The organism is Amycolatopsis sp. NPDC004079 (assembly GCF_040610415.1).
Classification (GTDB): domain Bacteria; phylum Actinomycetota; class Actinomycetes; order Mycobacteriales; family Pseudonocardiaceae; genus Amycolatopsis; species Amycolatopsis halotolerans.
Genome location: NZ_JBEXMH010000001.1, coordinates 245,607 through 270,335 on the forward strand (window position 1 = coordinate 245,607; position 24,729 = coordinate 270,335).

Annotated in this window: 22 protein-coding genes and 1 pseudogene; 7 read left to right on the plus strand and 16 right to left on the minus strand. The window is 69.6% G+C overall.

What is annotated here, in order from left to right; genetic code table 11:
* Positions 1-72: 72 nt before the first annotated feature.
* Genes ABZX37_RS01285 through ABZX37_RS01295 form a run of 3 tightly spaced genes read right to left on the minus strand, consistent with a single transcriptional unit; the run spans position 73 to position 2,635 of the window.
* Entirely contained in the window at positions 73-930 is an 858-nt protein-coding gene (locus ABZX37_RS01285; RefSeq protein ID WP_354734965.1) for a prenyltransferase/squalene oxidase repeat-containing protein, read from the minus strand.
* The gene (locus tag ABZX37_RS01290; RefSeq protein ID WP_354734966.1) at positions 927-1,853 is read right to left on the minus strand and encodes a 2OG-Fe(II) oxygenase family protein; all 927 of its coding nucleotides are present in this window, start codon (positions 1,851-1,853) and stop codon (positions 927-929) included. Before ABZX37_RS01290 ends, ABZX37_RS01285 begins: the two co-directional genes overlap by 4 nt.
* Entirely contained in the window at positions 1,850-2,635 is a 786-nt protein-coding gene (locus ABZX37_RS01295; protein WP_354734967.1) for a methyltransferase domain-containing protein, read from the minus strand. Before ABZX37_RS01295 ends, ABZX37_RS01290 begins: the two co-directional genes overlap by 4 nt.
* 289 nt (positions 2,636-2,924) lie before the next feature.
* Between ABZX37_RS01295 and ABZX37_RS01300 the strand changes: the two genes are divergently transcribed.
* The 3 genes from ABZX37_RS01300 to ABZX37_RS01310 are packed head-to-tail and all read left to right on the plus strand — an operon-like array spanning position 2,925 to position 5,229.
* Positions 2,925-3,812, plus strand: coding sequence for a GNAT family N-acetyltransferase (locus tag ABZX37_RS01300; protein ID WP_354734968.1), 888 nt, complete (start codon positions 2,925-2,927; stop codon positions 3,810-3,812).
* Entirely contained in the window at positions 3,809-4,780 is a 972-nt protein-coding gene (locus ABZX37_RS01305; RefSeq protein WP_354734969.1) for a hypothetical protein, read from the plus strand. The genes ABZX37_RS01300 and ABZX37_RS01305 overlap by 4 nt, the downstream gene beginning before the upstream one ends.
* Positions 4,777-5,229 carry a pyridoxamine 5'-phosphate oxidase family protein gene (locus tag ABZX37_RS01310; RefSeq protein WP_354734970.1) on the plus strand — a complete coding sequence of 151 codons (453 nt, stop codon included), beginning with the start codon at positions 4,777-4,779 and terminating at the stop codon, positions 5,227-5,229. The genes ABZX37_RS01305 and ABZX37_RS01310 overlap by 4 nt, the downstream gene beginning before the upstream one ends.
* Positions 5,230-5,253: 24 nt before the next feature.
* Here ABZX37_RS01310 and ABZX37_RS01315 read toward each other — a convergent pair whose 3' ends face one another.
* From ABZX37_RS01315 to ABZX37_RS01335, 5 genes are all read right to left on the minus strand, one after another.
* Positions 5,254-6,507 carry an MFS transporter gene (locus tag ABZX37_RS01315; protein ID WP_354734971.1) on the minus strand — a complete coding sequence of 418 codons (1,254 nt, stop codon included), beginning with the start codon at positions 6,505-6,507 and terminating at the stop codon, positions 5,254-5,256.
* Entirely contained in the window at positions 6,504-7,580 is a 1,077-nt protein-coding gene (locus ABZX37_RS01320) for an enolase C-terminal domain-like protein (RefSeq protein WP_354734972.1), read from the minus strand. Before ABZX37_RS01320 ends, ABZX37_RS01315 begins: the two co-directional genes overlap by 4 nt.
* A complete protein-coding gene (locus ABZX37_RS01325; RefSeq protein WP_354734973.1) occupies positions 7,577-8,650 on the minus strand; it encodes a hypothetical protein in 1,074 nt (357 codons plus the stop codon). Before ABZX37_RS01325 ends, ABZX37_RS01320 begins: the two co-directional genes overlap by 4 nt.
* Complete coding sequence (locus ABZX37_RS01330; protein ID WP_354734974.1) at positions 8,647-10,284, minus strand: ABC transporter substrate-binding protein; 1,638 nt, start codon at positions 10,282-10,284, stop codon at positions 8,647-8,649. Before ABZX37_RS01330 ends, ABZX37_RS01325 begins: the two co-directional genes overlap by 4 nt.
* A gap of 214 nt (positions 10,285-10,498) precedes the next feature.
* Positions 10,499-11,875: an SUMF1/EgtB/PvdO family nonheme iron enzyme gene (locus tag ABZX37_RS01335; protein WP_354734975.1), complete on the minus strand. Its 1,377-nt coding sequence runs from the start codon at positions 11,873-11,875 to the stop codon at positions 10,499-10,501.
* A 373-nt stretch (positions 11,876-12,248) separates the two neighbouring features.
* Between ABZX37_RS01335 and ABZX37_RS01340 the strand changes: the two genes are divergently transcribed.
* Positions 12,249-12,917: a class I SAM-dependent methyltransferase gene (locus ABZX37_RS01340; protein ID WP_354734976.1), complete on the plus strand. Its 669-nt coding sequence runs from the start codon at positions 12,249-12,251 to the stop codon at positions 12,915-12,917.
* Here ABZX37_RS01340 and ABZX37_RS01345 read toward each other — a convergent pair.
* The 6 genes and pseudogenes from ABZX37_RS01345 to ABZX37_RS01370 all read right to left on the minus strand — a co-directional run bounded on the left by ABZX37_RS01345 (position 12,889) and on the right by ABZX37_RS01370 (position 17,500).
* The gene (locus ABZX37_RS01345; RefSeq protein ID WP_354734977.1) at positions 12,889-13,998 is read right to left on the minus strand and encodes an HAD-IIIC family phosphatase; all 1,110 of its coding nucleotides are present in this window, start codon (positions 13,996-13,998) and stop codon (positions 12,889-12,891) included. The two genes, ABZX37_RS01340 and ABZX37_RS01345, sit on opposite strands and share 29 nt — an antisense overlap.
* The gene (locus tag ABZX37_RS01350) at positions 13,995-15,101 is read right to left on the minus strand and encodes an acyl-CoA dehydrogenase family protein (protein ID WP_354735138.1); all 1,107 of its coding nucleotides are present in this window, start codon (positions 15,099-15,101) and stop codon (positions 13,995-13,997) included. The genes ABZX37_RS01345 and ABZX37_RS01350 overlap by 4 nt, the downstream gene beginning before the upstream one ends.
* Positions 15,102-15,123: 22 nt before the next feature.
* Entirely contained in the window at positions 15,124-15,399 is a 276-nt protein-coding gene (locus ABZX37_RS01355) for an acyl carrier protein (RefSeq protein ID WP_354734978.1), read from the minus strand.
* Complete coding sequence (locus ABZX37_RS01360) at positions 15,399-15,728, minus strand: 3-hydroxyacyl-CoA dehydrogenase family protein (RefSeq protein WP_354735139.1); 330 nt, start codon at positions 15,726-15,728, stop codon at positions 15,399-15,401. The genes ABZX37_RS01355 and ABZX37_RS01360 overlap by 1 nt, the downstream gene beginning before the upstream one ends.
* A pseudogene (locus ABZX37_RS01365) lies at positions 15,726-16,310 on the minus strand (3-hydroxyacyl-CoA dehydrogenase NAD-binding domain-containing protein); the annotation flags it as partial. The pseudogene ABZX37_RS01365 and the gene ABZX37_RS01360, both read right to left, overlap by 3 nt.
* A gap of 140 nt (positions 16,311-16,450) precedes the next feature.
* Entirely contained in the window at positions 16,451-17,500 is a 1,050-nt protein-coding gene (locus tag ABZX37_RS01370; RefSeq protein ID WP_354734979.1) for a ParB/RepB/Spo0J family partition protein, read from the minus strand.
* A gap of 399 nt (positions 17,501-17,899) precedes the next feature.
* On the opposite strand from ABZX37_RS01370, the gene ABZX37_RS01375 reads away from it, so the two are divergent.
* A complete protein-coding gene (locus ABZX37_RS01375) occupies positions 17,900-21,952 on the plus strand; it encodes a WD40 repeat domain-containing protein (RefSeq protein WP_354734980.1) in 4,053 nt (1,350 codons plus the stop codon).
* A 146-nt stretch (positions 21,953-22,098) separates the two neighbouring features.
* On the opposite strand, the gene ABZX37_RS01380 is transcribed toward ABZX37_RS01375, so the two are convergent.
* Positions 22,099-22,836 carry an SDR family NAD(P)-dependent oxidoreductase gene (locus ABZX37_RS01380; RefSeq protein ID WP_354734981.1) on the minus strand — a complete coding sequence of 246 codons (738 nt, stop codon included), beginning with the start codon at positions 22,834-22,836 and terminating at the stop codon, positions 22,099-22,101.
* A 100-nt stretch (positions 22,837-22,936) separates the two neighbouring features.
* Here ABZX37_RS01380 and ABZX37_RS01385 point away from each other — a divergent pair, with 100 nt between their 5' ends.
* A complete protein-coding gene (locus tag ABZX37_RS01385; RefSeq protein WP_354734982.1) occupies positions 22,937-23,491 on the plus strand; it encodes a helix-turn-helix domain-containing protein in 555 nt (184 codons plus the stop codon).
* A 142-nt stretch (positions 23,492-23,633) separates the two neighbouring features.
* Here ABZX37_RS01385 and ABZX37_RS01390 read toward each other — a convergent pair whose 3' ends face one another.
* A complete protein-coding gene (locus tag ABZX37_RS01390; RefSeq protein ID WP_354734983.1) occupies positions 23,634-24,173 on the minus strand; it encodes an RICIN domain-containing protein in 540 nt (179 codons plus the stop codon).
* Positions 24,174-24,330: 157 nt separating this feature from the next.
* On the opposite strand from ABZX37_RS01390, the gene ABZX37_RS01395 reads away from it, so the two are divergent.
* Positions 24,331-24,726 (plus strand): XRE family transcriptional regulator, encoded by a 396-nt coding sequence (locus tag ABZX37_RS01395; protein WP_344276142.1) that lies wholly within the window; start codon positions 24,331-24,333, stop codon positions 24,724-24,726.
* The last annotated feature ends 3 nt before the right edge of the window (positions 24,727-24,729 follow it).

The window sequence follows — 24,729 nt, forward strand, 5'->3', positions numbered from 1 at the left end:
CGCCATCCCGGAGGTCGTTCCGTTCCCGGACGAACGAAACCCCCGGCCCGAGTACCGTTCCATGGGGTCTGGTCAGAGGCGAGTGTGCTCGTCTGCCAACTGGATTGTCCGCAGCCCGCAGTAGGTCTCCCACAGCGTCGACGCGGCACCGAGCCCGAAACCGCCGTCCTCTCGCCGGTGGGATTCCGCGAATTCGCGAGCCTCGTTCCACGGCCACGCGAGCCCCAGGACATCGGCGCAGCGATGTCCGGAGGCGGCGGTGCCCAGCGACCACTCCCCCGACGAGGGACTCAGGTGCATCCGGCCGTCGCGATGGCACCCGGCTATCCACTCGGCGAGGCCCTCGTCCTCTTCGACGCGGGCACCGTCGTGCAACCAGCCGCGCAGTGAAATGGCGCAATATGTGCGCTGGATGTCGGCAGGCTCCCCTCGATCCGGCCCGTAGCCGCCTTCGGGCGACCTGCGCGCCCGAAGGAACTCGAGGATCTCCTTCCGCGCCGACTGCGGCAAGTCGGCTTCCAGCAGCATCAACGCCCGCGCACCGTAGAACAGCTCGTCCATGCCGACAGCCAGCCGCCCTCGGTCATCGAACAACCGCTCCGTGATCCATCGGGTCGTGGCCGGCTCCCGCCACGGCTTTCCGGCCAGCGTCAGCACCCGCAGCGCGTAGTACGTTCCCGGCAGGGTCGGCAGGTCCCCTTCGCGCTCGAAAGCGAACGCCTCGCCCCGCCGGCACTGAGCGACGAAAGCGAGCGTCCGGGCGGAGACCGGCAGGCCGGCCAAGTTCGTCAGTTCGCTCGCGAATCTCGCGGCCTGCAGCGACGGGATCCGGTCCGAGGACTCCAGCGGATAGCCTTCGGCGCTCTCGGCGGTCCGGACGAACGCCAGCACCTCGCCGTCGACGAGGTCCCGCTCGCGCTGATTCGTCACAATGACCTTCCTCGCGCCGCGAGCAGCACCTGACCGACCGTCTCCCGCTCTGCCGCGACCTCGCCGAACAAGGAGCCGGTCGGCGTCGCGAGGTGCGGGAAGTAGAAATTGGAGGTGGACCTCCTGCGCCCGGTCCGGGGCGGCAGCACCCGGTGGTTGCCGGCGCGGAGCAGTCCGCCGGTGCGCTTTTCCGCGGTGAGGCCGAACAGCACGACGAACCGGGCCGGATCAGGACGGCAGGTCAGCCATTCCCCGGTCAAGGACTCGATCTGCAGGCGTCCCGGCTCGCCGGATTCCGAGAGCAGGCTGAGGAGGCTGCGGTCCTTGTGCTCGGGGAAGGACAGCGGGTTTCCGTCGCCGGCGGGCAATCCCGCCCGGGGGTGATATTCCGTGAGCGTGATGTTCGTGTTGTCCGGGGCTCCGGCGAACAGGTCGTCCGGCTTGACTCCCAGTGCTTCGCTGATGCGCGCGAGGAGCTGTTCGCACGTGCGCACCACCGAGTCCCGGAACCGCTCGGTCAACGCCTTCAGTTCGGGAGACGGCCAGACGTTCGGATGCTCGTACAATCCCGTGTACTCGGCGGGAACCCCGCCCGCGCTCGCTGCCGCCGCGTCGTCGAAGCGGGCGATGCTGAGCCGGTCGTAGACCGGCTGCCCGTCGTCGTCCGCCGCCGAGGTCCAGCCGCGGTTCCGGTGCCCCGACGGGCTGACGCTGGCCGCTTTCTCGGACTCGTCCCCGGCGAAGAACTCCGACGCGGCCAGCTCCGTCCGGCGGGCGAGTTCGCGGCACTGCTCAGCTCCCGCCAGTTCGGCGGCCCCCCACGAGGCCCCCGCCAGCAACTGCTCGCGGAATCGCGCGGGAGCGTCGTGCAGATCCAGCAGCGGGACAACCGACGTCGTCATGGCCCAGTCCCCTCTCGTCACGCTCGCGTTCCTTGACTGGTGAAAACCGTCCAGCTGCCCAAGAACTCTCCGCGCCGCTGAGCGCTTTCCAGCTGTGCGTGCCACCGGTCCCGCCCGCCGGCGTCGACGCTGCCCGCCGCCACCGCCGCTTCCGACCACCTCGTCAGCTGCAGCATGCGGTCGAAGTCGGGCAGGCTCTCGGTGATCCCGACCCAGCCGGTGGTGGACACGTCGGCGAATCCGGCCGCGCGCAGCAGGGAAGGAAGCCGGGCGGATACCCACGGATTGCGCAGTGAAGCGTGGGCATGGCCGAAAACCGCGTTCGTGAGCGGGATGTCCGGGGCGTTCACCGCCAACGCCGACGCGTGCGGTTCGGAGACGATCACCTTGCCGCCGACCTTCACCGCACGCCGGTACGCGGCAACCACCGTCTCGACGTCCTCGACGTGGATCAGCACTCGCTCCGAGTGCACGAGGTCGAAATCCGCGTCGAATTCCGAGTCGGCCGCGTCCGCGTGGACGAACGTGACGGCATGCCCCTCGGCAGCGCACCGGCGGCGCGCCTCGGCGAGCACGAGCTCGCTCCGGTCGATGCCCACCAGCTCGCCCCGATGCCCCGCCCGGGCGAGTTCCAGCAGGCGGCCGCCCACACCGCAGCCGACGTCGAGCACCGAGAGCCCCGGATCCGCGCGCACCGCCGCTTCCAGCGGCCCGGTGTGGGACGCGTGCAGCCGCCGCACCGTGTCGAGATAGCCCTCGACCCGGTGCCCTGGCCCGGCGTCCAGATCCTGAAATCGATTCACAGCCGCAGAATTCATGAAAGAAGACAGCTCGATTCCTGATTCGAATACCGACTGGCGAACCATTCGACCGCGGCGACATATTTACGCCAATTCTCGCCCCCGCCGACGGAGACTAGCAACGAATGCCGCATACGGGCAACCCGCCCCTCACCGGAAACCCGATCGGAGCAGCACGAAAATAACCGTTGTCGACCTTCTCGATCGTGTCTAGGATAAAATCCCAGGCCCGCGTTCGCGCCTCACCCGATTTCCCGGCCACATCGACGACAGGGCGACCCAGGGAGCGGTTATGGACACGGAAAAGATCCGCACGGCAGAACAGGGTCCGGAGGCGGTCGTCCGCGAGCACCCGGCAGGCTCGCGCCTGCCCCGGCACAGCGTCGAGGAGATCGGCGACCTGTTCCGGCGCACCTACTTCCGCTATTTCGAGCATTCGATGCTGGGATCCGTCTCGAGGACGAGGTTCACCGCCGTGCGCGAAGGAAGAATCGTCGGCTACGCGGCTTTCGAAACCCATGGGCGGTACGCGTACATCATGAACATGGCCGTCGATCCCGGCCACCGCGATTACGGGGTCGCCCTCGCCTTGGAGCAAGCGCGGATGCGCGCCGTGCGAAGAGCGGGCCTGCTGTGCTACGGCACCTGCCTGTGCGAAACCGCGGCCAGTCAGGGACTGAAGTCCCTCCTCGGAATGCGGCCGGCGAATCTGCGGTACGGCTGGTATCACGACATGGTGAAACAGGGAAAACACTCCTCTGTGCTCACCGTGACAGAAGCCGACCCGGTGCCCGAAGCGGTGCTCGAACCGGCCGTGATCAAGCATCCGGCCCTCGGCGTCACGCGCTACCTCGTCGACACCGCGAGCACGCTCGGCACGCTGCCCGACCTGACCGAGACGGGATATCTCGACGTGCTGGTCGGACCGGATCTGGCCGAGCGGCTGCACAACGACGACAGATTCCGTTACGCCGGGCTCGACGTGCCGTTGCCCCGCCAGTCCTGGCATCACTGTTTCCAGCTCCGCAACGCCGCCTGCCGCGCCGCTGTCGCGGAGGAGCCGGTACTGCTCCCCCGCTGGCGAGACTCGCGCGGCCAGTTCCGCGAGGTCCGGGAATTCCTGTCCCGGAACCGCACAGCCGTCGTCCCGGCACCCGAAAGAGAAGAGATCGACACATGACAGCCAAGATCGACATCGCCATCCTCGACCGCGGAATCCCGTACTTGGAGATGCAGGGGCTCCTGGACACGCTGCGCGGCCGCGGGCTCGAAGCCGCCTACCTGAACTACGACGACGTGGTCTTCAGCGCGGGCGGCTCCCCGCTCCGGCACCGAGGCGAGCAGGTCGATCCCGCGGTGGTGCTGATCCGCTCCCGCTTCTTCAGCCGGATCTCCGAGGCGGTCTCGGTCTTCGACTCGCTGGCCATGCTCGAGAACGCGGGCATCCGGGTGGTCAACGCGGCGTCCGGGGTGCAGCAGGCGCACAACAAGGTCCTGTCGGTCGACGTGCTCGCGCGGGCGGGCCTGCCGGTCCCGCGGACGAGGCTGGTCCGGACGCTGGAGCACGCTTCCGAGTGCCTGCGCGAATGGGGGGACGTGGTTTTCAAACCGGTGCACGGCATCGCGTCCACCGATAACGTGCTGCTGCGCGACCAGGTCGATTTCCGGAGTCCGGACACGCCGCACGAGCTCTCCCTGGGAAACGAAATCAAGCTCTCGTACCTTCTCCGGACGCACGAGTCGATGTGCGCGCAGGAATTCGTGCCGAACACCGGAAGCGATGTGCGGGCGATGTGCATCGAAGACCAGGTGGTGGCGTGCTATCAGCGCAAGACGCTCCATTCGCCAGCGGACGAGAAAACCCGCGAGAACCCCCAGCTCGTCGAGCCTTACGAGTGCACCGCCGAACTCGTCGACACGGTCGTCGCGGCCACCCGCTGTTTCGGCCTGGAGCACTCCTGCGTCGACTTCGCCGAAGGACTCGACGGCTCGCTGACCATCCTGGAAGTCAATCCCACGATCTCTTTCTGGCGGCACGTCGCCGACGATTCGCTGCACAGGACGCCGGACGGAGTCGGCAGCGCCTTCGCCGACATGCTGGTGCACGCCCTTGAAAGCTCGGACCGGCTCGCTAAGGTCGAGTCATGACGGAGCGAACACTCGAGCAACGGCAACAGGACGCGCGCCACAAACTCGAAACCGAAGCCGACGTCTGGCTGGCGTCCGCCGATACGGACGGCAATCCCGCTCTCGTGCCCTTCTCCCTGGCTTGGGACGGCGAGCGCATCATTCTCACCACGGACGGGAAGAACGCGACGGCCAGGAATCTGGCCGGCAACCCGAAGGCGAAACTCTTCGTCGGAGACAGCCGCGACGTAGTCCTCGTCTCCGCCACCGCGCAGGTGTTCCCGCAGGCGGAGGCTCCGGCCGGCGCGCTGGACCTGTTCGCCGACCGAACGGGCTGGGACGCCAGGGGGCTCGGCGAGAGCTGGGTGGTGATGGTGCTGACCCCGGACCGCGTCCAAGTCTGGCGCGGGCCCGACGAGATCAAGGGGCGGACGGTCATGCGCGACGGGAAGTGGCTCGAAAGCACGTGACCGGCGAGGCCGGGCGGTCCCGCGCTAACCCTCGTCCGGACGGTCCGGGATGTCCCGCATGCGCCACAGCGGCGTGAAGAACAGCCACAACGGTGAAAGCCCCATCCCGACGGCCCCGACGAGGAAAGCGGTCCCGATTCCCCAGCTCTCGCCGAGCACGCCGCCGAGCAGCCCGCCGGCCGGCAACGCGCTCCAGGTCAGGAACCGCACGGTCGCGTTCATCCGGCCGAGAAGCCCGGGCGGGCACAAGGCTTGCCGGCAGCTCACCTGAGCCACGTTGAACAGCACGGAGCCGAAGCCGATCACCGACCAGGCCACCGCGAAAAGCGCGACTCCGCCCCAAGCTTGAGACAGCGGCAGCAGCACGGCCAATGGCCACGTGAGCCCCGCGGCGAGCCAGATCAGCCGCGCGGTCCCGAAGATTCTCCCGGCGCGGCCGACGACGATCCCGGCCAGCACGCCGCTGAGCCCGCCCGCGGCGAGCACCAGCCCCACCTCCGCCGAGGAGAGCAGCAGGCTCCGGGCGAGAAACAGCACCAGCACCGCGTTGGCGATGCCGGTGAACAGCAGCAGACTGGCGCTGCACAAGGTCAGCGAACGCAGCACCCGGTGGGTCGAGACGAACCGGAGTCCTTCCCGGATCTCGCGCCACAGGTGCCGGTCCGCGCGCTCCTCGTCCTTCGGCGGACCGGCGACGGGCCGCATGCGCAGCAGGATCAGCGAGGAAATCGCGTAGCACAAAGCGGTGGCGCCGACCGCCAGGGCTCCGCCGACGCCCTGCACCAGTCCGCCGCCCAGCGCGGGTCCCGCCGCCTGTGCGGTGGAGCGGCTGGCTTCGAGCTTCCCGTTGCCGTCCACGAGCGAGGAACGGCTGACGAGGCGGGGCACGTAACTCTGGTATCCCACGTCGAAGAACACCCCGGCCGCGCCGGCGATCAGCACGACCGTCGTCAGCTGCGGGAAACTCAGGAAACCCGCCCAGATCGCGATCGGGACGGTGCTGATCACCGCCAGCCGGACCAGGCTCGCCCAGACCAGGCACCGCAGCACGTTCAGCCGGTCGAGCCACACGCCCGCGGGCAAACCGATGAGCAGGAACGAGATCGTGCCGGCGGCGGTCAGCACGCCCATCTCGAACGGCGACACCGCCAGCAGGGCCACCGCGATCAGGGGCACCGTGGTCTGCGCCGCCATGAACCCGACCTGGCTGACCGACTCCGCCGCCCACAGCATCCGGAAACCCCGGTTCCGCACCAGGTTCTCGGTCCGTGTCTTCACCGCGGCGCCCCGGCTTCCCGCGCCCCGATGCCCGGCGCCGAACCAGGAAGGATTTCCGTGCCTTCGATTCCGGACGCCATGAAGGGATCTTCGTGAATCAGCAGGGCACTGTCCAGGTCGAGGTCGTCGGCCAGCGACGCGAGCTGAGCGGACGCGCCGATGGAGACCGAGGTCTCGGCGTTGCAGCCGAGGCAGACCGCCAAGCCGTTCCGGCGCGCCGTTTCGATCGCGCGGCGGGTCCGGCCGAGACCGCCCCAGTTCTGCGTTTTCAGCACCACCCCGTCGTAACGGTCGGCCGCGCGGGCCAAAGCCCGCGGCGAAGTGCAGAATTCGTCGGCGAACACCGGCAGCCCCGTCAGTGCGCGCAGGTCGGCGAAATCCTGGACCGAGGCTCCTTCGGCCAGCGGCTCCTCCAGCGAACCGACCTCCCACCGGAGCAGTTCGCCCGCGAAATCCGCCGCGTCCTCGAGCTCCCACGCGGCGTTCGCGTCCACCCTGATCGGCGCTTGCGGAAACCCGGCCCGAGTCCGGCGGAGCCGGTCGGCCGCCGCCGACCGCGGTTCGGCTCCCGGATTGCCCACCTTGACCTTGAGCCGGGTGGCTCCCAGTTCGGTCCCGAGACCGATCCAGTGCTCCAGTTCGGCTCCGCCGACCATAGGGATGGTGAAGAACGTCCTGGTCGGCCCGGTCCCGGACAACCCCCACCACCGCCACAGCGGCAGTCCGGCCTCCTTGGCGGACAGATCCAGCAGCGCCGTCTCCACCCCGGCCAGCGCGGCGGGGCGCCCCGACAGCGCCCGCAGCACGGGCGCCCAGGTCTCCGGGTCGTCCGCCCGGACGTCCCGCAGCAGACCGGATCCGGACAGGCTCGCGTAATCGGCGGCCACGGTGCGGGCCGATTCCCGGCCCAGCATCGACGGCGCCGCCTCCCCGATCCCCTCCAGCCCGGACTCCGGGTCCGGCCGAAGCCGGACAATGGTGGTGCTGAACCCGCTGACCCGGACATAGGCGTTGGCGAACGCGGCACGCCAGTCCAGCCCGACCGTCACGGATTCGAGCCGGACGCCGCTCATCGCAGCCCCGCTTCGCACACCTGGCGGACCACTCCGGAAAACCACGTCCTGCCCATCCCCGGGCCGGTGCTGCCGCAGAGTCTCAGCTCGAGATCGGCGGCGGGGATCTCCACGACCGCGTCGCACGGGCCGACGTTCTCGTCGAGACAAGCGAGCATGCCTTGCCACTGATCGCCCTGCACCGGGGTGCGAAGGGCGGCGACCCGCTCCGGCGCCGGAGGCCATTCGAGGCGGCCCTTCCCCTTCCGCTGGACCACCAGCCGAAGCTCGTGCCCCCGATCCGGGCCGCCCGCGTACACCGCCTCGAGTTCCGTCGCACCGGCTCCGTCGCTGAAGACGGCCGCGCCGTCGAGATTCATCCCGCCCAGCCGGCCCGGCAGCCGCACGCCGTCGTGCCCGGCCGCCGCGTCCTCGAGCCAGACGACGTGGTTTTCCCCTTCTTCCCGGGGAAACCGCCACAGGCCGGTGGGGACCTCCACCACCGCGGCGGTGGGATGCCGCGCCCAGTAGCCGAGTTCCGGGAACGGGATGCGCGCGATCCCGGGCAGCGCCTCCGGGACCGCCGGGGCCAGGGAACGGAAAACGCCGAGCACCTCGGCCTCGGTGAACTCGCCCCGCAGCACCGAGAACTCGATCGTGGTGCGCGCGATCCTGGCGGTGGCCGCGGAATTCCCTTTGTGGTCGGTCCCGGTCCAGAGGACGTAGCGGTCGTCGAGCACGACGGGCGTCGCGGGATTTCCGAACAGCGAGGGATGGTCCAGCGCGGGGAAGGCCCAATCGTAGAGGAACTGCTTGACCCGCGCCCGCCGTTCGTGCCCGGCCAGCTCGAACCGGAAGGACGACGGATTGCACTCGGACCACGTGGCACGCCCCGCCGAACTCGCCGGCCTGCCGGGCGGGGCTTCCTTCCGCACGCTGGCCGCTTCCGGCACCACGTCGGCGGGGAGTTCCGTCGGCATCCACACGACGAAGTTGCACCAGTCCTGCGCCTCGCGCGGCGGCATCGACGGCGGTTCCGGCTCCAGCACGGCCGGATCCGCGACCGTCGCCCAGGTCCACTGATCGTTCATTCGGCCGGGACCCGTTCCTCGAAGCTGGAGAAGTCCAGGACATTCGACATCTGGTGCATCAGCCGCACGCCGTGCCAGCGCTTGTTGTAGGTCATGTAGCTGATTTTCCCGGGCGGAGCGAAGTAATACGCCTGATCCTCCGCGTACCGCGCGATCGCACGGTAGACCGGCTCCTGGAGCGGGCCTTCCGCCCCGCGCGCCGCTTCCACCAGCCCCGACAGGACCTCGTCCCGAAAGCCCAGTGCCGAGGGGAGAGTGGCCCGCGGGTCGAGCAACGCGGACACGAAAGCGTGCGGGTGCATGAAGTCGCTGGCCCAGCCGGCCCACACCAGCGGGCACTTGCCCTGATACAGCAGTTCCGTCAGCCGCGGCAGGTCGGTTTCGAAGATCTCGACGGTGATCTTGGGACTGATCCGGGTGAGCCCGTCGGCCAGGAACTCCGCGGCCCGCGCACGCGACACGTTCGTCCCGTGGGTCGCGATCACGATCCGGCACCCGGAACGGGCCGCCTCGCCGCCCCAGGCGGAGCGGAACTCGAACGCCGCCCGGTCCAGATCGCGCGCGAGCGGCCGGGGAGACGTCCCGGGCAGGGCCGGAGCGGGGAACGGCGGGATGTGCGGGATCCCCTCGCCGTCGAGGACTTCGCGCACGTAGCGCTCGTGGTCGAAGCACAGCGGCAGCATCCGGCGCAGGTGCACGTCGGCGAACGCGTCCGGGCGCAGCCCGTCCGGCCCGAATTCCCCGGACCCGAGGAATTCCGAATCCGGCCGCACGCGCTGGGCGATGAACGCCAGCGGGTTGATGCTCCATTCCGCGGGCAGCTTCTCCAGCACGGTCTGTCCCAGATCGCCGAGACGCTGCACGGATTCGGGCTGGCACACCGAGAAATCGCAGGCCCCGGCCAGCAGGTCCTTCTCCCGTTCCATCCGGTCGTCGACCGAGCGCAGGACGATTCCGGCGGGGCCTCGCCGCGCGCCGGGCTGTTCCCACCGGGCGAACCGCAGTTCCCGGGCCGCCCGGTCCCACTCCTCCAGCCGGTAGGGACCGGTGCCGTTGGCCTGGTCGTCCAGCGCCGAGGCGCCGCGGTTCAGGAAGCGCTCCACGGCGCCGGGCGAACCGTCCCACTCCCCTCGCGCGGCGCACCAGGACCGGCTCACCACCAGCGACCAATGGACCAGGAAATGCTTCAGCGGCGCGTAAGGCCGGGCGAGGTCGAGCACGAGTTCGTCGCCGGAACGGCTGATCCGCCGCAGCATCGCGGCGGCGTCCTCCGCTCCGAGCCGGTCGATCGGAGCGCCCAGCAGCACGTCCGCGAGCAGACCGGCCGGGCCGTCCGCCGTGATCGCCGCCCGGCTCACCGAATACCAGACGTCGTCGGCGGTCATTTCGGTCCCGTCGTGGAACCGGATTCCTTTCCGCACCGGCACGACTACGCGCCAGCCGTCCCCGTGCGGCGTCGCCTCGGGTTCGGCGGCCGCCAGCAGCGGGCGGAACTCGTCGTCGTCGGTCAGCCCGAGCAGGCCCTGGTACAGGTTCAGCACCGGATGCCGGGACCCGGTCTCGAAGGCCTTGTGCGGATCGAGCGTGGCCGGATCGTCGAACGCGTCGATCACCACAGAGGATTCGGTACCCACGGCTCACTGCCCTCCCGATGCGGCGCCGCGGCGGGACCCCGGTCCGGGCCCGCGCCGCCGTGCCTGGTTCGCCGCGCGCCCGGCGGCACGCGCGTTTTCGCTGCGACCGGTCGTCGCTGGTCCCCTGCTCCGTCCGCTCGCGCCGCGGCCGGGCCTTCCCCGCCGCCGGTTCACCGCACCTCCAGTCCGGTGAACCGGCGGCCCTGGGCGACCGTCATCGGGCGCCGTCCCCGCCGCAGTCGCACACACAGCGGAAACCGATCTCGAAATGCCGATCGAAGGCGAGGTCTCGGCCGCGAAAGGCGAGCGAGGCCTGTTCCGGGAGCGACGTCCAGGTCCCGCCCTTGATCACCACGTAGGAGCGCTGGTCGTAGATGACGTCGATGGCGTCGCGGTCGGTTCCGACCGGGCTGAAGGCCGGGCCGTCGAAACAGGACGACGTCCATTCCCAGACATTGCCGGACAGGTCGCCGACCCCGAACGGGCTGACGTTGCCGGGCATCCCCCGTTCCCGCGCCGTGTGCGCCGGCGGGTCGTCGGCCAGGCCCAGCAGTTCGTCCCGCCAGCGGTCGACAGTCGCCCACCCGTTCCCGGAAGGCGGCGGCAGGCACCGGGTGCGCGCCCCGTCGAACTCGTCGCCCCACGGGTAAGCGCGGCGGTCGGGCCCTTCGCCCGCACGCTGCCACTCGGTCTCGGTGGGCAGGCGCTTGCCGAGCGACCGGGCGTAGGCGTACGCGTCGAACCAGTCGACCCCGGTGACCGGATGGCCGGGGCCGCTGCGGGAATCCAGCAGGGTGTTGCGCAGATGCAGTTTGCCCTTCGGCTCCCGCGGATGGCAGAACCGGTGCCGGAGCGCCGCGGGCGACCCGGCGAACAGGTCGTACTCGGCGTTGCTCACCGGCAGCTTGTCGATCCGGAAACCGGCGCAGTGCCGTTCTTCCGGCGGATCGTTCCAGTCGAACAGCAGGTTCTCGCCGGCGAAGGCGGGCGGCGGTCCGCCGAGCACGACTCCCCCTGGCACCGCCGCCATCGACCCGTGCTCGTGCGAACCGCCGTCCGCCGCGTCCTCGACCGGCCGGGCCGGATACTCGGCCTGGTCGACGCCCTCGGCGAACAGTTCGTCTTCGACCGAGCGCAGGACCGCCTGGTCCGTGCTGCCGATGATCGCCGTGATCGCCCGCAGGACGACCGCGTGGCCGATGCCCACCGGCTTGCCGGCGAAGCCGGTCACGCGCTCGCTCGCCCTGCCGACGATGACCAGCAGGTCCGCGAGCACCTCCCGCAACCGCAGTTCGCCCGCCAGGGTCACGGCTTCGAACGCGACGTAATCCTCGTAGTCGTGCGTGAGCCACCCCACCGCCGCGCGCACCTCGTCATGCTGCGGGGCCCGGACCGCGAGCGCCCTCAGCAAGGCTTGCCGCACCCACGGCAGCTCGTGCATCGCCGCGACCGCGCAGGCCTCCTCGATCTCGCCGTCCGGACAGCGCGCGACCGCTTGTCCCAGCGCGGCCAGATCCGCTTTCAGCGCTTCCGGGCGAAGCTGCCGCTCGAACAGCTGCTTTTCGGGAAGCAGTTCTCGCCAATGAGCCACAGAGCCCTCCATGGGGTGGACGGCGGAGTCCGGGAACGCCGGGCTCCGCCGTCTATCAGCCTGCTACCGCAGCACGATCACCACTTGGACACGACCGACAGAACCGGGCGCACCTTGCGGGCTTCGCGCGCCTTCTGCCACTGCTTGGAGTACGACATGACACCCCCTTTGCTCGTATTGTCCGGGAAAGCGCCACATAATCGCTGGGTTCAGCAGCACCGATAAAACCGATACCTGTGAGCGCATCTCAGATACTAGTGCCAGCGACAAAGAGCAGACAATGGTCTTTTCGTGGGGCGGTGTTTGTTCAACTTCCGGTGCGCACCGCAACGGGCACTCGCCCCGGAGACCGTGAAGCGCCTAATATCGAAATATGACTGACCGCACGTTCATCCCGGCGCGACTGCTGCAGTACGTTCGCGACACGTCGCTGCGCGAAAGCGATGTCCTGCGCCGGCTCCGCGAAGAGACCGCGACGCTCCCGGCCGGCGACGCCTTGCGCATCCCGCCCGAGGAGGGGCAGCTGCTTGCGTTGCTGATCCGGCTCAGCGGTGCCCGGAAAGCACTGGAAGTAGGCACTTTCACCGGATACGGCACGCTTTGGATGGCGTCCGCGCTGCCCGCGGACGGGAAGATCCTCACGTGCGACCTCGCCGCGAAGTGGCCGGGCATCGGCGCGCCCCACTGGGCGCGCGCGGGACTCGAAGACAGGATCGAACAGCATCTCGGAGACGCCCGGGAATACCTCGAGCAGCTTCTCGCGACGGGGCACCGCGAGACATTCGATTTCGTTTTCATCGACGCCGATAAAAGCAATTACCGGAATTATTACCGATTGTCCTTCGAGCTGCTGCGCCCGGGCGGCCTGATCGTCGTGGACAATACGCTCCTGTTCGGCCGGGTGCTCGACCCGGCCGAAAGCGACCCGGAAACGGCCGAGGTGTCCCGGCTCAACGCCGAACTGCGCGCCGACGACCGGATCGACCTCAGCCTCCTTCCGGTCGCCGACGGGGTCACTCTGGTCCGGAAGAAGACCGGCTGAGCCGCGGCCCGGCGAGATCCGGAACGGACAACCGCATCGTGGCGGGAGGCGCCTGCCGGTCCGGAATCAGGTGCAACCGCTGGACTTCCTCGTCCGGACCGGAGCCACCGCGTTCGGGCAGACAGGAACACTCTTGTTCGGCGAAGCCGGCGAAGCGGTAGGCGACCTCCATCATCCGGTTGCGCCCGGTGGGACGGAAGTCCGCGCTGAGGTGCACCCCGGCCAGCGCGGCCTGGTCCGCGAGCCAGCCGAGCAGCACCGAGCCGACGCCGAACGGGACCGCCCGGCACGAGGTCGCCAGCAGCTTCAGCCGCCAGTTCGAAACCCCGGTTTCGAGCAGCACGATTCCCACCGCCCCGTGCGGCCCGATCCGATCGGTCAAGGCGGCGGTCAGCACCTCGTGCCCGCTGTCGCGCGTCAGCTCGCCCAACGCGGCGGCGTCGTAGTGCACCCCGGTCGCGTTCATCTGGCTCGTGCGGAGGGTGAGTTCCTCGACCCGGGCGAGGTCGTCGCCCGAGGCCCGGCGCACGTCGAGCCGCAGATCGAGGGAGCGCAAAAACCCCTCGTCCGGCCCGGCGAAAGCGGCCCGTTCGGCCGAGCGCCGGAATCCCGCCTGGTAGAGCTGCCGCCGCCGGCGGGAATCGGCGGTGAGGGAACGCGGGACGAACTCCGGCAGACCGGCCAGCCGGACCGCGTCTTCGGCGGCGTAGCAGCGCACCTCGGGGAGGTGGAACTCCACTTCCGCCCGCTCGGTGTGCTGGTCGTCGACGAAGGCGATCGTGCGGTAGGCGAACCCCAGCTCGTCGGCGATCGCCCGCACCGCATCGGATTTTCGTCCCCAGCCGATCGAGGGCAGCACGAAGTACTCGGCGATCCCGAGCTCCTCCAGCCGGGCCATCGCCTGCTCGTGGTCGTTCCGGCTCGCGATCGACTGGAGGATCCCCCGGGAATCCAGAGTCTCGACCACATCCCGCACCGCGGCCGGCAGCACCGGACGGTCGCCCTCGGCGAGCGTTCCCCGCCACAGGGTCTCGTCCAGATCCCAGACGAGACATTTCACCAGTTCAGCCGAAGCGGTCAAAGGTTCTTCTCCTCAGCGGCGGGCAGCGGCGAGTGCGCTGTCACGTGATCGGCGAGGATCAGCTGGGAGATCTCCGCCGTGCCTTCGATGATCTCCATGAGTTTCGCGTCCCGGTGCGCTCGCGCGACGACGTGCCCGCCGTGCGCGCCCGCCGAGGCGAGCACCTGTGCCGCCGTCGCGGCGCCGCGCACAGCCTGTTCCGCCGCGACCTGTTTGGCCAGCACGGTGGCCACCACGAGTTCCGGCGAGCGGGTGTCCCAGCACGCGCTCGCGTGCTCGCACAACCGGGTCGCGATCTGCTCGCCGGAGAACAGTCCGGCCAGATGACGCGCGATCAGCTGATTCGCCTTCAACGGGACGCCGAACTGCTCTCGCCGCTGCGCGTGCGCGGCGGCGCTCGCCAGGCACGCGCGCAGGATTCCCACACATCCCCAAGCCACCGAAAGACGCCCGTATCCCAACGCCGTGGTCACGAGCAACGGAAGGGGCAACGCGACGCCGCCGAGAAGAGCGGCGGACGGCAACCGCACTTCGTTCAGCCGGACGTCGGCGTGCCCGGCGGCGCGGCAGCCCGAAGGATCCGCGACCGGCTCCACGCTCACCCCCGCCGCCTCGGCCGGCACCATCACCGCCGCCGCTCCGTCTTCGAAGCGCCCGAAGACCAGCAGCAGGTCGGCATACCGTGCGCCGGTCATCCACCGTTTGTGCCCGTCAACGACGATCGAGTCGCCGTCGCGGCGGATCCGGGCGCGCATCGCCGACAGATCGCTGCCGGCGCCGGCCTCGGTGAAGCCCACCGCGGCGAGATCTCCGCCGGTCAGCCGGGAAAGGTACCCGGCCCGTTGTTCCTCGTCCCCGAAACGGCTGACGCTCCAGGCGGCCATGCCCTGCGAGGTCATGAGACTGCGCAGGGAACTGCACAGACTCCCGACATACGCGGTCCACTGCCCGTCGTCCCGGAAGTTCAGCCCCAGACCGCCGTGCCGGGCAGACACCTGAGCGCACAGCAGCCCCGCGGAACCGAGCTTCCTGATCACTTCCCCCGGCACGGCCCCCGCCAGGTCCCAGTCCCCCGCCCGGTCTCCGACGAGGTCGGCGACCATCGCGCGGGCGGCGGGCGGGAGGTCAGCCACCGGTGCCCGCCGAGCCGCCCAGCCGGGACACCAGCTCGGTCATCTGCCGGACAGTGCGGAAGTTCTCCAGTCTCAGATCGGGCCCGGCGATCGTGACGGAGTAGCTCTCCTCCAGGTGGAGGATGAGTTCCATCGCGAACAGGGAGGAAACAAGCCCGGCGGCGAACAGGTCCTGTTCCGGGAGAATCGGGGCCTTGACCCGTTTTTCGAGGTAGCCGGCGATCTCGTCCTGGATGACCGAAACGCTTTCGGCGGGTAGAGCGGTCATTACCACGGTTCCTTCCCGTAATCGTAGAAACCCTGGCCGCTTTTGCGGCCGAGGTGACCGTTCCGCACCTTCTCTTCCAGCACGCCGCAGGGCCGGCAGGACTCTTCGCCGGTGCGCTCGTGAAGGGCCGCCAGCGAATCGACGAGATTGTCGAGACCGATCAGGTCCGCGGTGCGCAAGGGACCGACCGGATGCCCCAGGCACCCCTCCATCAGCGCGTCCACCTCCTGCGCGGTCGCGGTCCCGGCTCCGACCAGGCGCGCGGCCGCGTTGAGCATCGGATGGAGCAGCCTGCTGGTGACGAACCCGGGCGAGTCGCGCACGACCACGGGTTTCCGGTTCAGCCGGGCGAGCAGCGCCAGCACCCGGTCGAGCGCGGCCGCACCGGTCGACGGACCCCTGACCACCTCGACCGTGGCTATCAAGTACGCCGGGTTCATGAAGTGCACGCCGACCACCTCCGCGGGCCGCGCGGCCCAGCCCGCCATTTCCTCGATCGGGATGCCCGAGGTATTGGTGATCACCGGGATGCCGGCCGGCAGCGCGGCGGAAACCTCCGCGAGAAGCCCGGCTTTGAGATCGGCGCGTTCGGTGATCGCCTCGATCACGGCCGCGGTTTCGGAATCGAAGGAAAAGGAAGCAGCGATCGTCACGTTCCCCGGTTCGACCCCCTCCGCGACCGTCCCGGCCAAGGCGGCGTGCCGCATCCGCTTGGCTATTCCTTCTCGCGCTCGCTCAAGAGCGGCGGAATTGACGTCGACGACCGTGACCGAAATTCCCTGGCTGACTATCATCGTCGCGATGTCCACGCCCATCACGCCCGCACCGAAGACAGCGATCCGGCAATTATCGAATTGTGCAGCCAACACTCCTCCGCGTGAGCACGTAGGGACCGCTATCGACTGATTTTTTTCTTCGCCCGATTCATCACGGGCAAACGCACGCCATTTTCGAACCCCGCGCCGAGCCTACTGGCCCGGCCGCTGATCAACACCACCGAACGAGTGGCCGGCGGCCGCGAATCGGCGATGCCGGACACCCCTTCGCGCCGCTACAGCCGGCGGCGTTTTTCCAGCTGCCAGGCGAAATGCTGCCAGGTCTCCGCGCAACTGCGCGCGGCGTCCGCCACTCCCGGGACGCAGTGCGGCGGAACGCTTTCGATGAGCCGCACCCAGTCCTGCTGTTTCAGCGAATGCGCGCCGATCAGCCGGAGCACCTCCCGCCCGCCTTCGCTGAGCCGCATCGCCGGGTCCCGCCCGATCGTCCGCAAGTCCGGTGTGGCCGGCGCCGCCGGCCCGGTCGCACCGTCCCCTTGGCTCGTCTCGTCCGCGCTGTCCGGCGCCACCGCGACCGGCTCGCGCGAGGCGCCGCCGCGCCGCCGGGGCGACGGCACCGGGTGCTCGCCCCGACGGAGCCGTTCACGCACGTCCCTGGTGGTGGCGAGGGCGATCCCCGCCTGGCTCGCGATTTCCCGCAGTGTCGCGTCGGGCTTTTCGGCGAACAGCGCGCTGGCGCGCAGCCGCCCCTCCGCCGCATTGAGCGGCCTGCTTCGGCCGTCCTTGCCGATCCGTGTGTTCGACTTCGGGGTTTCCGAGGTCGAACACGCCCGGATGGCCGCGACGGTCTTGTCCGAAACACCGGCGAGCGAGGCGATCCTCGCGTCCGAAAACCGCGGGAAGAAATGGAGGATGCGCGCGGCCGCGGCAGCCCGGTCCACCGGCGAAAGCGGCAGTCCGTGATGCGCGTTGTACCTCACCGCCAGCACGAACGCCTCCTCGGCCGGCCCCTCGAAGAATTGCACCGCGATATCGCGCTCGCCGCACAACGCGGCGGCCCGCAGCCGGTGCATCCCGTCGATGACGCGCATGCTGGGCCGGTGCACGATGATCGGCGGCAGGGCGCCGTTCACCTGCGCGAGCGCGCGGACGTGCTCGCTGTCCTCCCCGCCGATCCGCGGCGAATCGCCCGGAAGCAGCGAATCGAGCGAAATCTTCCGTACCGGCCCGGAGATCGGCCGGGGCTCCTCCGCGGGCGAAAACAACTCCTCGAACGGATCGTCTGACATCTGGATCGTCTCGACCGGCTGCCAGCGTGAGCCCATACCGCCCCATCTCCGTAGTCCGACCTTGCCGTTCGACGCGATTCAGGGCCGGGCCCGTCGCCGGAACGCGCACCGAGGTGCGCCCAGGCGCCACCGCACCCATACCCGCCCGTTGTCCGGACATTTCGGCAGACGCCGGTCCGGTTCACCCCACCCGCCGAAGCTTGCCACCGAGCCCGGCGGCGTTCAACGGCGTACGGCGGAGCGCCGCGCCGAAACCCCAGCTCAACCGCCAAGGTCAATTTTCCGGTCCGGAACCGGCTCACTCGTTCGGCTCACCTCGACAGTCGGCCCCGGCTGGACGGGACCGGGCGCGCCGGGCCGCGCGGACGACGGCGGATCCCGGTCTTCGCGGAGACGCCGTCCGCGGCGCCCCCGGACGGCCGCACGATCTTGAAAGTGGAACGGAAGCTGTCCAGGATGAACCATGGCGGTTCGCCGCCGGCGCAAGCCGCCGACCCGGCTCCCCGGGTCGCTCGACGGCTCGAGGGAGGCGACATCGACGATCCGATCCTGAAACCGGGACCGCGGGAAATCTTTGCCGAAAGATTCTCGCTTTTGTACGCCGCGGCCGGCGATCCTCCGCTGAAACGCGTCACGGAGTCGGTCGCGAGGGCCAGGCAGGTCGACGAACGCGGGCAGCCGGTGCGGGCGACCGCCCAGCGGGTGAGCGATTGGCGCCGCGGGCGGAACGTCCCGGCCAAGTTCGCCGTGTTGGCGGCGGTGCTCGACGTGCTCGTCACCGAGGCGAGGAAAGACCGTCCGGCGTCGCTGGTCAGTGATCTCTACGATCTCGGCCACTGGCGTTCCCTGTGGGAGAACGCCTTGGCCAGTCCCATTTCCCCGGGCTCCGGCGAGACCGGGACCGGTTCCCCGCCCGCCGCCGGGACGGGGCTCTGCCCCTACCCGGGTCTCGCGACTTTCCGGCAGCAGGACTCCGCCTGGTTCTTCGGCCGGGGCCGCAGCACCGAGGCGTTGCTGGCCCGGCTGGCCGACGCGGCCGCCACCGGCGGTTTCCTCGCCCTCATCGGCTCCTCCGGAGCCGGGAAGTCCTCCCTGCTCGAAGCCGGGCTGATGCCGATTCTGGCTTCGCGGGACGCCTCCGGCGAGGGAGCGCCCGGATGGCTGCTCAGAAAAATGACTCCGCGAACGGATCCGCTCGCGGAACTGGCCAGAGCAGTTCCCGAGATCAGCTCCGAGCCTTCGGATCCGCCCGCTCCGAATCCGAAGGCCTCGCGCCGATTGCTTCTCGTGGTGGATCAGTTCGAGGAACTCTTCACTCTCTGCGAGAGCGAGTCGCGACGACAGCTGTTCATCGAGGCGCTGCGTTCACTGTGTGTGCCGGGGAAGCTCGACACGAATGCGCCGGCCGTGGTGCTCATCGCGCTGCGCGCTGATTTCTACGACCAATGCCTGCGCTACCCCGAACTCGCCGACGCCTTGCAAAACCGCCAGCTCCTGCTCGGCCCGATGAGTTCCGCGGAGGTGCGCGAAGCGATCACCGGACCGGCGAAGTCGGTCGGGCTGCCTCTGGAAGCGGGCCTCGCGGACCTCATCCTGCTCGATCTGGCCGTCGGGCATCGCCGCGGCCTGCCGGCGGGCAAGCAGGAGGTGCACGAGGCGGGCTCCCTGCCGCTGCTGTCCCACGCGCTCGCCGCGACGTGGCAGCGCCGTCAGGCCGGCAAGCTCACCATCGCTGGTTACCGGGCGGCGGGCGGGATCAACGGGGCGGTCGCCGCGACCGCCGAACAGACCTGGGCGCAGCTGACTCCCGCCGCGCGCGACGCGACGCGCCCGCTGCTGCTTCGGCTGGTGTGCATCGGAGAGGACCGTCGCGACACCCGCAGGCGGGCGACCAGGGCCCAGCTGGTGGACAGCGCCGACGACCCCGCCGTCGTCGAGGAAGCGCTCGAAACCCTTGCCTCGGCCCGGCTGGTGACGCTGGACGCCGATTCGGTCGAGATCACACACGAGGCGCTGCTGTACGCGTGGCCCCGCCTCCGGGACTGGATCGACCACGACCGCGCCGGGAACCTGATCCGGCAGCGGCTGGAGGAGGACGCCGGCGCCTGGCAGGCGAGGGACCGGGATCCTTCCCTGCTGTACCGGGGCATCAAGCTGTCCGAGGCGGGACAGTCGGCCGAACCGGCGGGACCGCTGGGCAGCTCGGCCGCCGCACAGGAGTTCCTGCACGCCTCGACCCGGCAGTCCCGCCGGGTCGTGTGGGCCCGCCGCGCCTCGGTCGCGCTGGTGGTCGTCTTCGCCCTCATCGCCTCGATCGCGGCGGGGGTCGCGTTCCGGGAACGCGACGAGGCCAACTTCCGGCAAATCCTGGCCGAGGCCGACCGGCTGCAGGAAACAGACCCGTCCCTGTCGGCGCAGCTCGACCTCGTCGCCCATCGCCTGCGCCCCGACGACCAGTCCGTCGCGGCCCGGCTGCTGTCCACCCAGCAGAACCCCCTGGCCGCCTTGATGACCGCGCACACCGGCCCGGTCTACACGATCGCCTTCAGCCCGGACGGGCACACCATCGCCACCGCGGGGGACGACCACACCGTGCGGTTGTGGGACGCCCGCGACGCCGCCGATCCGCGCCCGCTCGGAGCGCCGCTGCGCGGGCACACGAGCTGGGTCACCTCGGCGGTGTTCAGCCACGACGGCCGCACTCTGTTCACCGCCGCCGACGACTGGACCATCCGCCGCTGGGACATCAGCGACCCGGCCAAGCCGGTACCGCTGGGAGATCCGGTGAACAGCGGCAACGGCACTGTCTACGCGATCGCGCTCAGCCGGGACGGCCGGGACCTGGCGACGGCGGACGACGACGGCACGGTACGTCTCTGGAACGTGACGGATCCGGCCCGCCCGGTTTCCCCGGGCCGCGCCCTCACCGGCCACACCGGCCGGGTGCGCTCGGTCGCGTTCAGCCCGGACGGCCGGACCCTGGCGTCCGGCAGCAACGACGGAACCGTGCGCCTGTGGGACACCACGGACCCGGCCGCCGCGGTGTCGCTGGGCAAGCCGCTGACCGGACACTCCGACACCGTGAATTCCGTGGCCTTCAGCCAAAACGGGCACACGCTCGCCACGGCGGGCCCCGACAAGACGATCCGGCTGTGGAACGTCGCCGACCCGGCGAGACCGGCCCCGCTCGGACAGCCGCTCGTCGGGCACACCGGGGACATCTGGCAGGTGAGTTTCAGTCCGGACGGGCGGCTGCTCGCGTCCGCGGGCGACGATTCGGTACGGCTGTGGAACGCGACGGATCCGGCTGCGGTCACTTCGGTCGGCGCGCCCCTGACCGGGGTCAGCGGCTCGGTCTTCAGCCTGCAGTTCAGCCCGGACGGCCACACGCTCGCCGCGGGCACCGGCGACGGCACCGCGCAGCTCTGGTCCCTGCCCAACACCCTGCTGCTCGGGCACACCGCGCGGATCACCTCGATGGGATTCCGCCCGGACGGACGCGTGCTGGCCACCTCGGCACGAGACGGAACGGCGCGGCTGTGGGACATCGCCGACCCGGCCCGGCCCCGGGCCCTCGGTCCGCCGTTGACCGGCGGCCGCGGGTATGCGAACACCCTTTCGTTCAGCCCGGACGGAAGAACGCTGGCGGTCAGCGAAGGCGACAGCACGGTCCGGCTGTGGGACGTCGCCGATCCCGCCCGCCCGAAGCCTTCGGGCCGCCCGCTGGAGCTCAAGACCAGGTACGGCAGTCCGGCGCTGTTCGCTCCGGGCGGGCGTGTGCTGCTCACCGGCGACGGCGACCAGAGCCTGCGTTTCTGGGACGTCGCCGACCCCGTCCAGCCGAAACCGCTGGGTCCGCCGTTTCCCGCCCAGCACCCCTACATCCATTCCGCGGCCTTCAGCCCGGACGGGCGGATCCTGGCCACCAGCAACGAGAACAAGACCCTCCAGCTGTGGGACGTCGCCGACCCGACCCGCCCGAAGCCCCTCGGACCCGCCGCGGGCGGCGGCACCGCGTTGGTCCGGTCCGCGAAATTCAGCCCCGACGGCCGCGTCCTCGCCACCGGCGGCGACGACAAGCTCATCCGGCTGTGGGACCTTTCCCTGCCTGAACAGCCGCGGCAGCTGGGACAACCGCTGCGGGGGCACGCCGACGCCGTGAACTCGCTGACGTTCAGTGCCGACGGGCAGTTGCTGGCCAGCGGGAGCGAAGACAAGACCGTCCGGCTGTGGGAGATCGCCGACCCCGCGGCGCCGCAACCGTTCGGACAGGAATTCACCAGTCACGGCGACGCCGGACGGGTCGTGGTGTTCAACCCCTTCACCCGGGTCCTCGCCTCCGGCGGATACGACGGAAACGTGCGGGTCTGGGACCTCGACGAGAACCACGCGATCGACCGGATCTGCGCGGTCACCCGCGCGGTCCTGACTCCCGAGCGGTGGAAACAGCATCTGCCGCAATTCGACTACAGCCCCGTGTGCGGCTGAGGCGCTCCGGTGCCCGGCAGTCCACAGTGGATTGCCCGGAAAGCGGTTCGCCCTGCCGGGGTCGCCAAGCGATGGCAGGGACTTATTAAGGCGGTGCCGCGGGTGCGATTCGCCCAGGTGCGCAGCTCAGATCCCTGGCATTGGGGTCACCAAGCGACCCGGCCTTCGTCGTCGAAGAAGCCGCCCGTTTCGGCGTCGTCGCCCACGGTTGCCCAGCGGACGGACGCCCGCGCGCCTTCCTCAGCGGTGCGGACGCCGTTGAAGTTGTTGAGGTCCGTCGCCACGTACCCCGGGGTCACCGCGTTGACCTTGATGTGCGCGAGTTCGGGGTCCGCGCGGAATGCGTTGGCATACTTGACAGTCAGCATGTTCACCGCGACTTTCGAGGCGGAGTACACAAAGGACTCGTGCGACCGCGCGAACATCGAGCCCGGTTCGGTGGTCTTGGCGAACATCGCCGAATCGCTCGCGACGTTCACGATCCGGGCCGAGCGCGAACGGCGCAGCAGCGGCAGCATCGCGTGAATCACCCGCACGAGCCCGAAGACGTTGGTCTCGAACTCCGGGCGCATGTCGTCGGCCGTCACCTCCACCGCCGGTTTGCGGATCAGCATGCCCGCGTTGTTGACCAGCACGTCGAGCCATCCGTACTCCCGCTCCACCAGCGTGGCGGCGTCCCTCACCGACGCGTCGTCGGCGATGTCGATGCGAACCGGGACCAAGGACAGGCCCTCCTCGGCCAGCTTCTTCGCCGCGCTCGCCGCTTTCTCGGTGTCACGGGCGCCGAGCAGCACCGTCAGGCCGCGCTCGGCCAGCTGCCGGGCGGTCGCGAGGCCGATCCCCTTGTTCGCGCCGGTGACCAGCGCGATCGTGTCCGCGGACATGCTCTCCGCCCTTCCGTGCCGAGGCACGTACGATAAGAAGTGAAAGTATCCCTACACTTTAACCGTAGGGTTCCTACGGTTGTCAAACGCGGGAGACGGGATGGAACCGGAACTGCCGAGCAGGCGGCCCAAGCGCGCCGACGCGCGGCGCAACTTCGACGCACTGGTCGCCGCAGCGCGGGATGCCTTCGAAGAGCAGCGAGCGCAGACGTCGCTGGAGGATGTGGCGCGCCGGGCCGGGGTGAGCATCGCGACGCTCTACCGGAATTTCCCCACTCGCGAGGACTTGGTCGAAGAGGTGAACCGCGAGGCGGTCGAGGCGCTGTGCCGGGCCGCGGACGACGTCGCGGACCTCGAACCGTGGGAAGCGCTCGCGGCGTGGCTTCGGCATTTCGTCGAGTACATCGGCACGAAGCGGACCTTCGCCGAATCGCTCAACCGCACCACCGACGGTTTCCACGCCTGTCGCCGGGCAATGCGCGAGGCGGGCGGGCCGCTGCTGGTGCGCGCGCAGGAGGCTGGAGAGGCGCGTCCCGAATCGTCGATCGACGATGTCTTGCGGATGATCTCCGGGATCACCGCGGTCGAGTATGCCGACGGAGCCCAGCGGGAACGGGTGTTCGAGTTCGCGCTTGCCGGGCTGCGGGCGGTTTAGGTTTCGCAGCTCGCGGCAATTCGGCTTCCGAGCCAGATCCGGCTGAGCAGATCACCAGCCGCCGGTTCCGCAGGAAGTGCGCCACCGGGGGCGGTCCCGCCCGGACGGAGCCCAGCAAGAGGCTCCGTCCGGGCAGCCAAGATCAGCTGTGCAGATAGTGCGCGTCCCAGCCCTGCAGCGGGGCCAGGTTGTTGCACTGTCCGACAAACGTGTAGACGCCCTTCTTGTTCACCTGGTCCAAACCGAACTGGATGCAGGTGCCCAGGAGGCGGTTGCGGATGGTGCCGTCGTCGTAGAAGACCCACTGCTGTTCGGCCCGGCCGTTGCAGCCCCAGCCCTCCAGGCGCGGGGTCGGGTCGCCGAGGCCGGTCGCCGACGGGGACAGGCAGCGGCCGTCGTTGGTGCTGTGGATGGAGCCGTCGGGAGCGATGGCCCATTGCTGGTTGTAGCTGCCATTGCAGTTGTAGGTCCAGACCTTGCGGCCGTCGCCTCTGCTGTCGTCCGAGTCTTCGTCGATGCACTTCGTGCCGTTGAAGTAGTACGACCCGAAGGCGTAGTAGCCGACCGGCTGCACCGGTTTGGGCGCGGTCGCGGGCGCCGCGGACGCCGGGGCCGCGGTGAACATCGTGCTGGCGAGGGCCAGGGCGCCGACTGCGCCGGCGAGGAGTTTGCGCTTCGTCATGTCTTCTCCTTCGACATCGGGGTGTTAGCTGACATGAGTGCAATCCATCGACAGATTCATCTCAGCTGATAGCAGATCCTGGATGACGGGACGGCCGCTGTCAACTAAGATGAATCCGGAAGCCGGACATGTTCACGCCAGCAGAGGAAGACTGACGATGGCCTCGCTCGCCGAGAAGATCGAGAAGTTGTTCGACGTCGTGCGCAAGCCGGGCCGCGATCAGTACTCCAGCGAAGAGGTCGCCAGCGCTTGCCGGGAGGCGACGGGCGAGACCTTTTCGGCCACCTACCTGTGGCAGCTGCGCACGGGCCGCCGGGACAATCCCACCAAGCGGCATCTCGAGGCGCTGGCCGGGTTTTTCCAGGTGCCGCCCGCGTATTTCTTCGACGACGAGCAGAGCGCCCGGATCGCCGAGGAACTGGAACTGCTCGGCGCGCTGCGCGACGCCGGGGTGCGCGACGTGGCGCTGCGCGCGGTGACCTTGTCCAGGGCCGGGCTGGGCACCATCAGCGACATGATCGACGCGATCGCGCGAAGAGAAGCCGGCGAGTAAGGC

Bases quoted from the DNA above. Each gene is read 5' to 3' on its own strand.
- ABZX37_RS01300 (WP_354734968.1), top strand. From the start codon at position 2,925: ATGGACACGGAAAAGATCCGCACGGCAGAACAGGGTCCGGAGGCGGTC.
- ABZX37_RS01305 (WP_354734969.1), top strand. From the start codon at position 3,809: ATGACAGCCAAGATCGACATCGCCATCCTCGACCGCGGAATCCCGTAC.
- ABZX37_RS01310 (WP_354734970.1), top strand. From the start codon at position 4,777: ATGACGGAGCGAACACTCGAGCAACGGCAACAGGACGCGCGCCACAAA.
- ABZX37_RS01320 (WP_354734972.1), bottom strand. From the start codon at position 7,580: ATGAGCGGCGTCCGGCTCGAATCCGTGACGGTCGGGCTGGACTGGCGT.
- ABZX37_RS01325 (WP_354734973.1), bottom strand. From the start codon at position 8,650: ATGAACGATCAGTGGACCTGGGCGACGGTCGCGGATCCGGCCGTGCTG.
- ABZX37_RS01340 (WP_354734976.1), top strand. From the start codon at position 12,249: ATGACTGACCGCACGTTCATCCCGGCGCGACTGCTGCAGTACGTTCGC.
- ABZX37_RS01350 (WP_354735138.1), bottom strand. From the start codon at position 15,101: ATGGTCGCCGACCTCGTCGGAGACCGGGCGGGGGACTGGGACCTGGCG.
- ABZX37_RS01355 (WP_354734978.1), bottom strand. From the start codon at position 15,399: ATGACCGCTCTACCCGCCGAAAGCGTTTCGGTCATCCAGGACGAGATC.
- ABZX37_RS01370 (WP_354734979.1), bottom strand. From the start codon at position 17,500: ATGGGCTCACGCTGGCAGCCGGTCGAGACGATCCAGATGTCAGACGAT.
- ABZX37_RS01380 (WP_354734981.1), bottom strand. From the start codon at position 22,836: ATGTCCGCGGACACGATCGCGCTGGTCACCGGCGCGAACAAGGGGATC.
- ABZX37_RS01385 (WP_354734982.1), top strand. From the start codon at position 22,937: ATGGAACCGGAACTGCCGAGCAGGCGGCCCAAGCGCGCCGACGCGCGG.
- ABZX37_RS01390 (WP_354734983.1), bottom strand. From the start codon at position 24,173: ATGACGAAGCGCAAACTCCTCGCCGGCGCAGTCGGCGCCCTGGCCCTC.
- ABZX37_RS01395 (WP_344276142.1), top strand. From the start codon at position 24,331: ATGGCCTCGCTCGCCGAGAAGATCGAGAAGTTGTTCGACGTCGTGCGC.